12 protein-coding genes are annotated in these 13998 nt (G+C 34.5%); 8 read left to right on the forward strand and 4 right to left on the reverse strand.

What is annotated here, in order from left to right:
* Positions 1 to 146: 146 nt before the first annotated feature.
* From P7V56_RS10435 to P7V56_RS10445, 3 genes are read right to left on the reverse strand one after another with little or no spacing between them, the layout of a single operon-like run.
* Positions 147 to 539 (reverse strand): ubiquitination-like system serine protease family protein, encoded by a 393-nt coding sequence (locus P7V56_RS10435; protein WP_171221779.1) that lies wholly within the window; start codon positions 537 to 539, stop codon positions 147 to 149.
* A complete protein-coding gene (locus tag P7V56_RS10440; protein ID WP_171221780.1) occupies positions 536 to 1918 on the reverse strand; it encodes a ThiF family adenylyltransferase in 1383 nt (460 codons plus the stop codon). Before P7V56_RS10440 ends, P7V56_RS10435 begins: the two co-directional genes overlap by 4 nt.
* Positions 1902 to 3035, reverse strand: coding sequence for a multiubiquitin domain-containing protein (locus P7V56_RS10445; protein WP_171221781.1), 1134 nt, complete (start codon positions 3033 to 3035; stop codon positions 1902 to 1904). The genes P7V56_RS10440 and P7V56_RS10445 overlap by 17 nt, the downstream gene beginning before the upstream one ends.
* A gap of 429 nt (positions 3036 to 3464) precedes the next feature.
* On the opposite strand from P7V56_RS10445, the gene P7V56_RS10450 reads away from it, so the two are divergent.
* The 8 genes from P7V56_RS10450 (at position 3465) to P7V56_RS10485 (ending at position 13030) form a co-directional block, all read left to right on the forward strand.
* A complete protein-coding gene (locus tag P7V56_RS10450) occupies positions 3465 to 3827 on the forward strand; it encodes a helix-turn-helix domain-containing protein (protein WP_171221782.1) in 363 nt (120 codons plus the stop codon).
* Positions 3811 to 4692, forward strand: coding sequence for an ImmA/IrrE family metallo-endopeptidase (locus tag P7V56_RS10455; protein WP_171221783.1), 882 nt, complete (start codon positions 3811 to 3813; stop codon positions 4690 to 4692). The genes P7V56_RS10450 and P7V56_RS10455 overlap by 17 nt, the downstream gene beginning before the upstream one ends.
* A 500-nt stretch (positions 4693 to 5192) precedes the next feature.
* Positions 5193 to 6911 carry a phospholipase D-like domain-containing protein gene (locus P7V56_RS10460; RefSeq protein ID WP_171221784.1) on the forward strand — a complete coding sequence of 573 codons (1719 nt, stop codon included), beginning with the start codon at positions 5193 to 5195 and terminating at the stop codon, positions 6909 to 6911.
* A gap of 63 nt (positions 6912 to 6974) precedes the next feature.
* The gene (locus P7V56_RS10465; protein ID WP_171221785.1) at positions 6975 to 7391 is read left to right on the forward strand and encodes a sugar dehydrogenase complex small subunit; all 417 of its coding nucleotides are present in this window, start codon (positions 6975 to 6977) and stop codon (positions 7389 to 7391) included.
* The gene (locus P7V56_RS10470; protein ID WP_171221786.1) at positions 7360 to 9042 is read left to right on the forward strand and encodes a GMC family oxidoreductase; all 1683 of its coding nucleotides are present in this window, start codon (positions 7360 to 7362) and stop codon (positions 9040 to 9042) included. Before P7V56_RS10465 ends, P7V56_RS10470 begins: the two co-directional genes overlap by 32 nt.
* Positions 9039 to 10265: a ferritin-like domain-containing protein gene (locus tag P7V56_RS10475; RefSeq protein ID WP_171221787.1), complete on the forward strand. Its 1227-nt coding sequence runs from the start codon at positions 9039 to 9041 to the stop codon at positions 10263 to 10265. The genes P7V56_RS10470 and P7V56_RS10475 overlap by 4 nt, the downstream gene beginning before the upstream one ends.
* Positions 10252 to 11109, forward strand: coding sequence for a phosphate/phosphite/phosphonate ABC transporter substrate-binding protein (locus P7V56_RS10480; RefSeq protein ID WP_171221788.1), 858 nt, complete (start codon positions 10252 to 10254; stop codon positions 11107 to 11109). The genes P7V56_RS10475 and P7V56_RS10480 overlap by 14 nt, the downstream gene beginning before the upstream one ends.
* A gap of 904 nt (positions 11110 to 12013) precedes the next feature.
* Positions 12014 to 13030 (forward strand): fibrobacter succinogenes major paralogous domain-containing protein, encoded by a 1017-nt coding sequence (locus tag P7V56_RS10485; protein WP_171221789.1) that lies wholly within the window; start codon positions 12014 to 12016, stop codon positions 13028 to 13030.
* 521 nt (positions 13031 to 13551) lie between these two features.
* On the opposite strand, the gene P7V56_RS10490 is transcribed toward P7V56_RS10485, so the two are convergent.
* Complete coding sequence (locus P7V56_RS10490) at positions 13552 to 13992, reverse strand: hypothetical protein (RefSeq protein ID WP_171221790.1); 441 nt, start codon at positions 13990 to 13992, stop codon at positions 13552 to 13554.
* Between the last annotated feature and the right edge of the window lie 6 nt (positions 13993 to 13998).

A 13998-nucleotide genomic window follows, 5' to 3' on the forward strand; every position in this document is an offset into this window, starting at 1 on the left:
TACTTTTCTACAAGTGTTATTTTCTGTAATTTAGTTCTGATTCATTTTGCAATACATCAAAGATATATTATTTAATTATTTAAAATATTATTATAGCGAATCACGTTTATGAGTCATTTACAGATGAAGCTCTCTATATAAACCAATTATACCCATCTTATTTTTCCATTTGTCACAAAAAAATGGCTTTTACAACCCGCTTTTCGCCAAATAGATGGATAAATATCTATTGTATTTCCATCCATTATTTCGTAACTCCAACAAGGACTAGCATCTTCTAACAAATTCAGAACTATATCTGCATTACAACCACAAGGGCATTTAAAGGCTAAAAGTTCAGGAGCATTTCCATCCTGCACAATAAAGATTGTTTTATCTGAAATAAGCTCAGGAATATCATCGACTACATCGATTTGAAATCGGGAAGGGTCTATACCTATCGAATCATCAACGTCAGTTCTACTATTTTGCGGTTTTTTGTTTGTAAAGTAGCCCGAAACTTTACTTAACCATTTAAAAAAACCTAGTATTCTTTTCATTGTAATTCCATTAATCTTAAAAATGGTCTACAGTCTCCCCGTCCAACCCATTTCTCAGAATTAGTGTCTTGTTCAAAATCATTCTCAGCTTCATTCATAATACATCCTCCTGTATAATCCATCGTCACTTTGGCGTAATTTTCCGGAGTTTCGTCTTTAAATGGGTGCAGACGATTCAATAGTTCATTGACAGCCATGCTACTTATTTGCATATTAATACTTATTACTGCGGGCCTGTCAACATTTGCATTATGAACATAACCCTGTTTCTCCAGCTCTTTAAAATCTTCTGGACTTTGCCTACGAAGATTTTCATCAGCCAACCTTTTTGAAGTATACAATTTTCTGCTAAATAAGGTTGAGCACCCCGGCTGAATATAATGTATACTGGCTGTGATAGCCTTAATTCCGCCCGAACCATCAGCGTCCAATCGAACACCTATGTCAAAGTAGGGAACAAGATAAAAGTTGGTCAACTGTGACATCAAATGCCTGCCATCAACACTGTCAACACAGCCACATATTGCATCACAGGTAATCAAATCATCTAATGCTTCTCGGCTGTCATAAATATTTGTGCCGTATTTTATTACCGTTGTACCCAATCCGATTCTATTAACAGTATCATATAATACATCCGTTTTCAATCTCGCCTTTTCAGCATCATCAATAGTTGTGTTTAAAATCCGATTAAGATTTTTATTTTCAACAATATCGGGGTCGATAATTACAATTGTACCGACACCTAGACGCACCAACTGCTCAATGGTAGGACTGCCTGTCCCCGAGCATCCTATAATTCCTATTTTCATTTGCTTAAGCTTTTGGTAAGTAGCATCGCCAAAGGTTTGTCGGGTTCTTAATGAAAAATCATCTTCAATTACAGTTTCATTTTCAATGATTCTAATTGTATCACCCGCAATCGAGATTTTATCGATAGGAAAAGTTTCCATGGTCGGCGTAAAAATTCTTCCAAAGACCTTGCCATCAGGAAGCATAACCGCAGAAGCGTGTACACCATCATAATCGCACCAACCAAAAACCGATTGAAATAATTCGTTATCCGACTCATCATCAGTTTTTGAAAATTGAAGATAGCCAGCAGGATGACTATGTATTTTTAAAATTGCCAAGTTTTGTTTTTCTGCTTGCTCCAGTAATGGTATAATTCGTTCGGTCTTCCAATGAACAAAATTAGGGTCGCGATTGCATTCGTCGTGAGGTATGAGTTCTATTTTATGGGTAAGCAAGATGGAAATTCCATCTCTTTCATACCTTCCACATAAGACAACAGCAACTGCCTCCATCCCGTCGCCGGGAAAGAGGTGCTGCTGAAGACTCTTGAAGTGCTTACCAGCAATCTTAAGCTGATAACGCACGTTGAGGTCTTTTTACAAATTCATTTGAAAGCCAAAAGTCAGCTAGCGGAATATGAGTGCTCAAATTATCAATATCAACACGCCAAGGATTTGCACCAGTGCGATGACGTGACCATTGCTGATACGTTTTGCCGTCAAGCGGATGACTAGTCAATGCACCTATCGGCTGTTGATCTATTCTACTTAAGGCTGGATAAAAATAAACCATATCTAATCCCGAGGTCGGATAACCTCCAATCATCCTAATAGCCATAGTTGCTTTTTTAACATTATAGCCTTCAACTATTGGATAGTCATGAACCAATACCCAATTTTGATTTGCTAATTTGGCTGTTTCCCATGGGAGTTGAAGCGTTGCAAGGTAAGCTTCATCCTCTTCTAATAACTCAAATTCTCTTCTTAAAAAAATATCTTCACCTTCAGTCTGATCGAGAGGAATAGTTTTAAATTTTTCAATACCAGGTTCAGTGAAGCAAACCTTTTGGTCGTTCTTAATAGTGACAACTCTACCATCCTTAAACTTTTGACGTAATTGGAACCTGTCTGGCGGGGTTTTGTGTGTCAACAAAAGAATTTCCTTTCCAGTGAGACATGCTACATCTACAACATAAGGTTCACGGTCGATTAAAATTCTATATTTGCAATTTTCCGGAACCGGTTGGTCATTTTGGCAATGTTCATGAATATCGATAATTTCAACTTCATAAGAAACAAATCTCGACCCGTTTCTCACAGCTACTTTGTGTTCGCGGTCATTTTTGTAACCGATTTCAATTTCACCATCAATTTGCACTAAATAAAAATCTTTAACCACTTTTCCTGCAAGTGCTAAGATTTTGTTTGGTGTAAGGAACGTTTCTTCTACTTCGATTTCAATATCATCGACATAGATAGTCAGTTTCCCATAAGGCTTGGCATAAAACCCTTCAAGACCAGGCTCATGCAAGTCTGTAACCTCCGTTAATTCAATTGGTTCGAAACCATTTTCATTGACTTTAATAAGTAATTCAAAATCTTCCACTGGCACTAGTCCAGCTTTTAGAAGAACTTCTTTCCCTGTAATTTTTGAATTCTCTGATTCAAACAATTTGTCGTTTAATTTAAACTTGTTTTTCATAATTTCTAAATTTTATGTCTTTCAACTTTTTTAAATTATTTAGTTATCTCCATTTTTACATTAGGACGGAGTTGTTTTTTTGCCCTAAAGTGCTAAAAAATCGAGGTTAACTTGTACAGTTTAAATAAACGTCTAACTTTGTAACCACGAAAAGAAGGGTTGACTTAGGTGATAAGCCTGTCAATAAGAAGTCCGCAAAAACTTTATCCCTCGTATGTAGCCCAGCACCGGAGCAAACGGTTCTGGGTTTTTTTTTATTTTATTTTGTTATCATTTTACATAGCTAATTTAGGGGTTAAGTAAATATTATGATGCAAATATACATAATCTAATTTTATCAAACAAGTAGTTTGATAAAATTTTCTAAAAAAAATTAACATAAGTTTTGATATAATTAATATCTTTAATAACTTTGTAAAAAATATAACCATGGAAACTTTAGGCAAAACCTTGAAAAGTACGCGTGAAAACGTTTCCCTAACTCTTAAGGACGTTGAAAACGCAACCGGTATATCTAATGCTTATCTAAGTCAGTTAGAGAATGAAAAAATTAAAAAACCATCCGCTAGTATACTATATAAGTTAGCGAATGTTTATAAAATTGATCTAAACGTATTACTTCATGCAGCTGGTATTATTGAAAAGAGTGATGATAGCGAGCCACCGAAGCAAACGCTTTTCGAAAGAGAAATAGCTTTTTACAAAGATAAACTTACTGATGAGGAAGCACAGGACGTTGTCGATTTCATTAAATTTTTAAGGTATAAGAAAGCAAATGATTCTACCCTCTAAAAATGATATCGACAATATTTCATATGACATTTTAAAATCTTCAAAGTCACTTGATATTTTTCCAACTCCGATTGAAAAAATTGTCCAGCATTCAGAACTCTACATTGCGGGCGGTATTGATTTAAAATCCTTAGAGAAAAAATATAAGAGTTCGCATTTCTCCGAAGCACTAAAATCTGGTTTGTCAAAAATTAGAGGTTTTTTGGATCGTCGTGAAAAGGTTATCTATCTTGATATGGATCAAATTGGTAGCAGGCAGAATTTTGTTACGCTGCATGAAACTGGTCATAACGTACTTCCTTGGCAAAACAAAACCCTTGAATTTCTTGACGATGATGAAACATTAGATCCAGACACTCAAGAGGAATTTGAAATGGAAGCAAACTATTTTGCGTCTGTAACCCTTTTTCAAAATGACCGTTTTGATAATCATGCCAAAAGATTTGAGCTAGGAATGCCTTCTGTTGTACAATTATCAAATCATTTCGGTGCTTCGGTGCATGCCACATTTAGAAGGTATGTGGAGAACACAAAATACAGATGTGCATTGCTAATACTTAAAAACTTGTCTGAGAAAGGGAAAGTAGCAAACGGTGATTTTCGAAATTCTTTTCATTCAGAGTCTTTTTTGAGCAATTTCGGTTCGCTAGAATGGCCAGAAAACTTTGGCTATAAATGGGAATTTATAAAGGACCATCTTTTTTTAAAAAAGAAATGGAAAGTAAATGGTTCAATTAATCTAAAGACCCTTAACGGGAATGTTGATTTTACCTACCACTACTTTGGCAATTCATATAATTCTTTTGTTTTAATTTTTCCTAAAGGTGAAAACAAAGCTACAAAGACAAAAATTGTTTTGAAGTAGTGTCTTCTGTTTCAATAGTTGCCTCATAAGTGTACCTATTAAAACCAACCATTGTAAAACCCTATAAACATTAAAAAATTTTCAAGGGTTCCGGAGTGCTTTCCTCCTTCAAACAGTTAAATTTATTATAACCTTGATAGACGGTAACAAATGAATATGCAAAAAAAGATTTGAAATGATGATTCCAATTCCTTTAATATTTTGCTTTAATGTATTATTTAACTCCAATCTACTAATGCTTGTTTCTTTTTATATCACTCTAATAGATTAACAATTTTAGGGGTTTTGACTAAAGTAGTAATTGTTTTCTACAAACTGATGGGGCAAACATTTCGCATATGCAAATATTGCAGTTAGGCGGTAAATAATGTATTTAGCCGATTATAAAGATACTATTTATAAAGGTTTACACATAAAATTATATATTTATGTAACTGTATTGCAGCGTGTTATTTCATGTTTAGCATTCTAACTTTTGTCCAATTTTTAAATTACCTTGTATGAATTCCAACTCGTTAATAATGGAGAGTCTTGATAGACCTTTTTCTAAAAATGATAAAAGAAGCCTGCGAGATTTAGTAGCAACTGTAAAAGAATTTAAGGCTACTCATAGTAATTTTTCAAATTTTTTATCTGCTAAACCAGGTTACAAGTATGTTGAGGGTGAGATTACTAATATACCTGCAATTCTGGTAACTGTTTCTGAAAAGGTAATGATTAATAATTTGACTAAGAGTGAGAAGCTCCCTGATGAGTTTCAAGGTTATGACATAGAAGTAGTGGAAGCCTCTCCTAAAGAGAAAATACGCTTTCAGCCATATTATAATAAATCTTTGATTTCGGATTTTGCTTCCCAGTTGGAACCTTCTACATTAGAATCTTTGGTTTTAGAGAAAAGTGAACTTGAAGTTTTTACATTAGAGGCCGATAGTAAAGTGATAGGATATAAACCACCGACAAACATAAAACTAGAAGAGGTTAATGCTGCAATGACTATATTATGCCATGTGAGTCCGGAAGGGGGATGGAAAACATTAAAGCCGTTTCTTGAAGGTGTGGAAAACCATTTACAAGTTGCAATCTATGATTTTACTGCTCCACATATAACGGGGACAATACGTACATTGCTTGAAGATAATAAGAGTCTTAAACTAGTCTATGATGGAAAAAAAGCTTCTAAGCTGGGGAAAGGGACTAAAATTAATGATATCCATGAGCATGTAACGATTGAGGATTGGAAGTCTATACCAGATAATAAATTTGAAAATATGAAGGCATGGATTGGCAAAGCAGGAATTTGTAAATTGGCCTATCACACGAAAGTTGCTGTTAGGGACAAAAAGAGCTTTTGGCTTTCAAGCGGTAACTGGCAGACATCGAACCAGCCAGCTCTTGACTTTACAGCAGACCCAAATGAGACGGTAAATTATAACAGGGAGTGGCATTTGGTTGTGTCAAACGAAAAGCTCGCTACGATTTTTCATAAATTTATTGACTATGACTACAAAGAAAGCGGGAAGAAACCAGTCCCAAAAAAATTTAGGAGCACATTTTTGCCTGAGGTTTATACTGAGGTTGAGTTGTTTCAAGAGATAAAAGCTGATAATATAAGACTATTTGAACCAAAGGAATTTTCGTTTGCTGAAGATAACCCATTGAAGGTTCAGCCTATTCTTACCCCGGATAATTATATAGAGCATGCAAAAGAACTAATCAAATCAGCAAAGCATTCTTTGTATTTTCAAAACCAATATATTACCAGAAAGGGTGAAAATATAACTGCTGCTTATGATGAACTTTTAGGATTGCTTCGTGATGTTACTAAAAATCCTGCAATTGACTGTAAGATTCTTTTACGTACCCCATATTCTTCAGCTGACAGAATGGAAATGCTGAATGATTTGCAGGCAATAGGATTTAGAATGGACTCCATTAAATTTATGCCAAACACACATACTAAAGGAATTATCGTGGACGGAGAACGCATCTTGCTTGGCAGTCACAATTGGTCAAATTCGGGAGTTGAATTTAACAGGGATGCTAGTTTACTTATTTACAATGAGGATATAGCACAATATTATCAAGAAATTTTTGAACACGACTGGGAGAACAGGATTGAAATAAAAAGAGCTAAATTATTTTCTTTGGATGAGACCAAATTGGAGTCATTTATTCCACGAAAAATGGTAAGAGTAGATTGGGACGAATATTTCAGTTAAAATACAGCGAAGAAAAATCAAGGCAGGTTTCTGTAATGCTAAAATCTAATTACTTAATTACTTATGGAAGAAAACACTAAAATAGAATTGTTTCTAAAATTGTCTTTCTGGCTTACAGATTATCCAAATTTGCCAAAAACCATTGGTGAAGATTATATAAAAAGACTAATGGATGCAAATGGCTATAAAGATAATTTAGAGCAGCTATTGGAAATCGTACAAGAAAGTAGAGACGGCAATAAGTTTTTAGAGAAACTATCAGGTGATCAGAAGAATTATTGCAAGGGGATTGCTTTTTTATGGTATACATCGGAACTTATAAATGCGCAAACGCTTTCGGGATCTGTGCTTAGCGAAAACAGAATAGGAGGAACTGTAGAGCAATACTATAGTGGATTGATATGGAAAGTAATAAGGGCACATCCGCCAGGATTAAGTGGTGGTTACTATGGCTATTGGAAATATGAACCTGAAAATTAATGATATGGAGCAGGATGATTTTGATGTTGTAATTATAGGTGCAGGTATTTGTGGTGCCATCACCGCTTACAAGCTTGCTGAAGAAAATCATAAAGTCTTATTGTTGGAGGCAGGAACGGGCCAAACCGACCGCATCGCTTTTGCAGGTAATTATGCTACGGCAGTAAAAAAGCATCCCGGATCACCTTATGCAACTGCGGGTCCCGGGTATATAAGTGGTCCAGATAATGACAACAAATATTATATTCACGAAACAAACTCTGATAAATTTAAGAGTACCTTTTTAAGAATTAAAGGAGGAACTACATGGCATTTCCTTGGGAATGTCCCTCGTTTTTTACCATCTGATTTTAGATTAAATGAATTGTATAAAGTTGGTGATGATTGGCCATTGACGTATGATGATATCGAGGAAGACTATTGTACCGCAGAAATGGAAATAGGTGTTGCTGGGGATCATAAAGAATGGAATGATTATATGGGTGCTCATCGATCAAAGAAATATCCAATGGAGAAAATTTGGCAGGCCTATGGTGATTCTGTTTTTATTGAAAAAGTGAACGGACAATTTGTACTTGAAAAGGAAATCAAAATTATGGGGACACCACAAGCCCGGAATGCAACAGCTTATAACGGCAGGCCAGCATGCGCTGGTAATTCTACCTGTGTGCCGATTTGCCCTATACAGGCTAAGTATGATGCGACGGTCCATATAAAGAAGGCGATTGAAAAAGGTACAGCTTTGAAAACAGATTGTGTTGTAAAAAAACTTATCAAAGATGATAATGGCCAGATTACAGAAATTGTTTACTTAGACCGTACTACCAAAAAAAATGTGAAAATTGATACGACAGGTAAGATTGTTGTATTGGCAGCACATGCCATTGAAACGCCAAGATTATTGTTGCATTCCGGTTTAGCCACAAAAAGTAATCAAGTAGGTAAAAACCTTATGGACCACTTGCAGGGTTATTGTGTTGCAATAAGTAAAAATCCTGTTTACCCTTTCAGAGGGCCAATAACAACATCGGGTATCGATGTGTTTAGAGATGGAGGTTATCGGAATGAATTTGGAGCATTTAGACTCTCGATAGGCAATGATGGCTGGGGGAGAATAGAATCACCATTTAATACGCTGTGGGACAATCTGAACTCAGGTTTTTTTGGAAGAGAATTGGCAGACAGGGTTTCAAATCGCGTTATATGTATGACAAGAATTAGTTTTTCGACCGAGATGCTTCCTAAGAAAGATAACTCAGTAACACTTAGTGCAACTGAAATGGATGAAATAGGGATACCAAAGCCTGTCATTAATTTTAAGTTTGAAGACTATAACAAAAAAGCAATGAAATATGCTTTTGAAGTTTGTAAAAGGATTTTTGAATTGGCTGATTGTAAAGTTGATGAAGAAAAGTCACAGGTTACGTCCTATTCCGGTGCAGGGCACATTATGGGAACTACCAAAATGGGGACAGACGAAGAAAATTCGGTTGTAGATTCTTTTGGATGCTGCCATGAACATCGAAACCTTTATATAGTGGGACCAAGTGTTTTTGTAACGAGTGGCACAGCGAATCCAACTCTTACAGCCGCAGCTTTATCAATAAGAACGGCTAGAAAAATTAATGAACAATTAAGAGCACAGAAATGATAAACCAAAAATATAAAACGGTTGTTGAGGACAGGTCAGATTTATTGACACTTTTAACTGAAGCCTGTGAGCTGGAACATGGTTTAGCCTGTAGCTATCTTTACTCTGCATTTTCACTAAAACAGGAGTTAAGTGAAGGAGGTATGGACTGGCAGCAGTTGCATTTGGTTCGCAAATGGGCAGCACAAATTTATCTTGTTGCATCGCAAGAAATGTTTCATTTGTCTCAGGCCTGGAATTTACTATCGGCCATTGGTGGTAGCCCTTATTATCTACGTCCTAATTTTCCACAAAATAACAAGTATTACCCAATTAGTGTTTCATTAGCACTGCAACCTTTTTCGGAAACGAGCCTCAAAAGATTTATGATGTATGAATTACCACAGGATATGGCGGAAGATAATGTTGTTTATTTGCAAAAGTCTTTTGAAAGTATTCCATTTGATTATAAAACTGTTGGTGGTCTTTATAAAATGATTGCTGATGGTATAGATATGCTATCAAAAAAAGAGTCTGCGCTTTTTATTGGTGATGAAAAATTGCAATTAGGCCAAGAAGAAATAGATTTTCCTGAGATAATAAAAGTAACAAATAATGAAACAGCTCAAGAAGCCATAAGAAGAATCATGGAGCAAGGCGAAGGATTGTCTAATCTTCATGAAAATTGTCACTATGCTATTTTTGGTGATATGCTAAATGAATTTCAATTAGAAAAGCAAAAGCTAGGTTTCGAACCGGTGCGAAACTGCATTCAAAACCCTTCAGTTTATCCTAGAGGTGATCAACAATCGGAAGAAAGTCTACCTATTACAGATTCTTTCTCTTTAGAAGTTGCAGATTTATTTGATGACACTTATAATCTAATGTTACGTTGCCTGCAATTTATTTTTGGGTCTGTATCTATAGATGTAGTCGATAAAAAAAGATTGGCAAAATTTTCTATAGGAATGATGCCGATGATTATTAAACCACTTGGAGATATTTTAATGCAATTACCTGCAGGGATTGAATATCCCGGTAAAACGGCGGGGCCTGCATTTACAATGTCACGTCATGTTGTGCTCCCGGACTCTTTTGATGTTGCCATGGTCCTTATTTCAGAGTGTTTTAACGGGCTAGATAAAAGATGTGAATCATTAAGCGAGGATGTGTCGAATTTTGCTCTTTCTGCTGTATCCCAAAATTTTAAACGACTAAATAGTTATCTCTATGAAAACAATTAATCTTTCCTATTATCCTGATATTACCCAGTACCGTTCTCAGGAGGAAATACGTGCAGCCGTTATTGTCTTTTCAGATTTATTAGCAGAAGATTACAGCAAACGAATTGGAGAAGAAATTAAAATAAATGTGATGCCTGTAATGGACGTAAAAACCCAGACTAATTATATGGCGGATTCTCAAAATGAGTGCGCTATTGCGTTGATGAAACCTGTATCATATATTTTGGCTCAAAAGAAAAATCAAAATTTAGATGTGGGCGCTGTTGCCTGGCGTCAAATTGCAGGCGTGGAATCTGACACCTATTTAGGTCAGTTATTTGCACATGTTGGCTCGGGAATAACTAAAATAAGCGACATTACAAAAAATCACAGAATAGCTTATGGTGATTCTTTCAGCACTTCCAATTTTTTGATACCAGCTATGGATTTATATAAAAATGGAGTCCATCCATTTACAGGATTCAGAATGGCTAAGTTTTTTGGAGGCCATGACGGAAGTACAAAGGCAGTTTATTATTTAGATGCAGATATAGGAGCCGGCCATGATGGTGCCATTGACTTATTATCAATGGAAAAGGGTTTCGAAGATGCAAAAGATAAATTGAAAACTGTAAGCAAGGTTGATATTTACAGTGATCCCGTTGCTGTAAATAGAAAATTTATACCAGAGGTTAATGGGCTAACAGCTTCATTGGTTGCAATATCGAGTAATCCTGTTGTAACAAAAGCACTACAAGATTTTTGGGGGAATGTAACCCGACTTGGGGAAGCAGATGCAAAAAGATATGGACTGATTAATGATGCTCTTGATTTACTTAATCTAACGGACAAGGATATTTTATAAACAGAAGTTTGGTTGGTTTTCCCATCCAATTGTCATTATACCAGTAACGAAAAACCTTTTTAAGAGTACTTTTTTTTATTCACTGCCATAAATAGCAATTGATTAATGATGCTCAATTTTCAGAACCTTAAAGCCGGTAGGATTACCTTCCATAACTTCTTCAATAACCAATATATCATCGCTGGCATTATTAACAATATCCTTTGCATCATAAATGAAAACAACTTTGTATACTAAAAGTAAGTTGCTTTTTGTTTTTGCTTAAATTTACAAGTCATTTACACTCAAAATGTTCTTGGATGACCATCGCGGGCATTTAACACCTGACGCAATGTCTTATTATTCATTACAAACTGAATAACCTGTTAATTTGATGTAAAATTTGATTTTTTAAATGTTACAACATTTAACTTTTAATTTTCTTAGTGACATAATTTTTTTGAACTTAGAGTTTTATTGAAGCCAGCACAATATTTAATTAAATCATAAATATCCTTTTCAAGTATCGATTTTTTTTTCTTCTAATTTTTCCAAGATTGCTTTGTTCTCTTCAAAAAAGTTGGACGACTCTTCAAACTTTCTTTTTTTTGCATTTTTTTAGATTTATTATATGTTGGTAAAAAGTCATACCCATTGTGGATCTATAAATATTCTCATTACAAATGTCTATTTGTCTATTGACTTTAATAATTTGAGTTTGCAATTCTTTTAATCATAGGCTATCTCTTAGCTTAATTACATTCTCCTTTTGGACGATAACACTTATTAAAAAAAAACTTTTATTGTGTAAACCAATGATATATAAAAATTAAGTTTGATGTTAAGGTTTTAAATTTATTTTGAAAAAAATATTCAGTAACTGTAAGTTTTTATTACATTTGCTTTTATTGAAAAAAATCAAATTATGAAAAAAATGCTAATCTTAACACTAGTTACTTTTTTAGTAATTAGTTGTAGCAGTGAAGACGATTCAAGCTCAGTCAATCCGGAGGATTTATTTAGAGTAGAAACATCCTCAGTTAATAATTTAGGGCACCAATCAGCAACTGTTTTTGGACGTTTTGGTCCTACTTATATAGCTGGGGTTTCCGCTTACGGTATATGTTATGGTTTATCCCCTGAGCCAACTACTGCTGGACCTCATACAACAGAAACAAACATCAGCGCTACTTCTGGAGTTTTCTATAGTAACTTAATTTCCCTTTCTCAAAATACAACATACTACGTTAGAGCCTATGCTACAAACGCTGAGGGAACGTTTTATGGTGAACAAATTACCCTAACTACATTAGGTCAATTATTTACAAATGCTGGTTCAGTTACTGATATTGATGGAAATACTTATCCGAGTATCATAATCAACAACAAGCAGTGGATGAAAGAAAATCTGAATGTAAGTAAATACAGAAATGGGGATGTAATACCCGAGGTAACTGACCCAACACAGTGGGAAGATTTAACCACGGGAGCATGGTGCTACTACGCCAACGAAACAGCCAACGGAACTACTTATGGAAAATTATACAATTGGTACGCAGTCAATGACCCAAGAGGATTAGCACCTGCAGGTTGGCATGTTGCAACCGATCAAGAATGGACAGCATTAACCACATTTTTAGGAGGAAACACTACGGTTGCAGGTGCCAAATTAAGAGATACAGGAGCACTTTGGGCTCCGGAATCTGCTATAGCAACAAACCAATCAGGTTTTAGTGCTCTTCCTAGCGGACGAAGCTTCATTACAGTAACACCAACAGGCGAAGATCCTTTCATGTTTATGGGTAAAGTAGCCTATTGGTGGAGTTCAACTCAGGCAAGCTCGACCTCATCTTACACATTAAATGTAGGCTTCACAAACTCTATAACTAGAAGTTCTATCAGATTTAACGCCGGTCTCGCAGTGCGTTGTGTCAAAAATTAATGCTGTTTTTACAGTAGTTTTTAAATAACTTTAAAATAAAACAACCCCAAGCAATAATGCTTGGGGTTGTTATTTTCTAAATCAATTAGGTCGTTTTTGATTAACATCTTTAATACTTCAACAATATGGCTTTTCAATTTAGCATAACTATCGATAACAATTTCTTTATGATTAATCTTAATCAAAATACATATATCCAAATCTCGTAATTCATTCTCAAAATAAACTTATACTACTGTTGATAGTTGTTTCTACTATTAATTGAAATATATCTTTACATTTTTTACTTAAACTTACATGAATGAATTATACTATTACATATGATTAAAATAATTTATTAAAAAAAAGTAATTAAACAAATCTTTTGAAGTTACTATTTACATGATAAGGTTGAACAAATTATACAATCATTTACAAAGAGTAAAGATAAAGACCATAATTAAATCACTATTTTTAATCTTTTTTTTCTTCAACTTAACAATCACTTTTACTTTAACGTATTGGAATTAATATGCATATTATCACTTATCCGTTAATATAAAATACTCTTGTTCGCCTTCATAATTATCTCTTTTTAAAACTACTTTTTTTCCTTTAATATCAAGATACTGTAAATAATCATCCGGATTTTCTCTAAAATTATACACTTCATATTTAAAATTTCTATCTCGAATGAGTGTTCTTTTTTCTACTAGTTTACCCTCTTTAAAATATGAAAATACTTCACCACTTATGGTAATATAGCAATCCCTATAAGGTAAAGTATCTAACTGATTTATCGTTGGTACTTTTTTATATTGAATCCACTTTTTGGTTAGTGAAGGCATTCTATCTGATAATACAATTGCATCGTTTTTAATTACTTGCATACTGTCTTCAGCTAAAATCTTATCATCATTGTTGTGCTTATAATTACAAGAGATTAAAAATAATGATACTAATATTAATCGTATTTTATCCATATTAAA

Source organism: Flavobacterium sp. IMCC34852, from assembly GCF_030643905.1.
Classification (GTDB): Bacteria; Bacteroidota; Bacteroidia; order Flavobacteriales; family Flavobacteriaceae; genus Flavobacterium; species Flavobacterium rivulicola.

Coding starts and splice junctions, on each gene's coding strand:
- P7V56_RS10470 (WP_171221786.1), top strand. CDS start 7,360: ATGGCTATTGGAAATATGAACCTGAAAATTAATGATATGGAGCAGGAT.
- P7V56_RS10475 (WP_171221787.1), top strand. CDS start 9,039: ATGATAAACCAAAAATATAAAACGGTTGTTGAGGACAGGTCAGATTTA.
- P7V56_RS10445 (WP_171221781.1), bottom strand. CDS start 3,035: ATGAAAAACAAGTTTAAATTAAACGACAAATTGTTTGAATCAGAGAAT.
- P7V56_RS10490 (WP_171221790.1), bottom strand. CDS start 13,992: ATGGATAAAATACGATTAATATTAGTATCATTATTTTTAATCTCTTGT.
- P7V56_RS10450 (WP_171221782.1), top strand. CDS start 3,465: ATGGAAACTTTAGGCAAAACCTTGAAAAGTACGCGTGAAAACGTTTCC.
- P7V56_RS10455 (WP_171221783.1), top strand. CDS start 3,811: ATGATTCTACCCTCTAAAAATGATATCGACAATATTTCATATGACATT.
- P7V56_RS10435 (WP_171221779.1), bottom strand. CDS start 539: ATGAAAAGAATACTAGGTTTTTTTAAATGGTTAAGTAAAGTTTCGGGC.
- P7V56_RS10485 (WP_171221789.1), top strand. CDS start 12,014: ATGAAAAAAATGCTAATCTTAACACTAGTTACTTTTTTAGTAATTAGT.
- P7V56_RS10460 (WP_171221784.1), top strand. CDS start 5,193: ATGAATTCCAACTCGTTAATAATGGAGAGTCTTGATAGACCTTTTTCT.
- P7V56_RS10465 (WP_171221785.1), top strand. CDS start 6,975: ATGGAAGAAAACACTAAAATAGAATTGTTTCTAAAATTGTCTTTCTGG.
- P7V56_RS10480 (WP_171221788.1), top strand. CDS start 10,252: ATGAAAACAATTAATCTTTCCTATTATCCTGATATTACCCAGTACCGT.